Origin of the sequence: Streptomyces sp. SID1328, assembly GCF_009865595.1 — a bacterium.
GTDB lineage: Bacteria > Actinomycetota > Actinomycetes > Streptomycetales > Streptomycetaceae > Streptomyces > Streptomyces griseoluteus.
Map to the genome: position 1 here is coordinate 1 of NZ_WWKH01000294.1, position 203 is coordinate 203.

Here is a 203-nt window from a genome sequence, read left to right on the forward strand (position 1 = left end):
CACACCCATCGCCGTCACTGCAAGCTGGGACAAAACCATCCGGCTCTGGGACCTCACCACAGGCCAACCCATCGGCCAACCTCTCACCGGCCACACCGATGTAGTGCTCTCAGTGGCCTGCACACTCCTGGACGGCACACCCATCGCCGTCACCGGTAGCTCCGACCGCACTGTCCGGCTCTGGGACCTCACCACCGGCCAAC

Annotated in this window: 1 pseudogene; it reads left to right on the forward strand. The window is 65.0% G+C overall.

Going from position 1 to position 203, the window contains the following annotated elements:
- Positions 1-7: 7 nt before the first annotated feature.
- Positions 8-203: pseudogene (locus GT030_RS08845) on the forward strand (hypothetical protein); the annotation flags it as partial.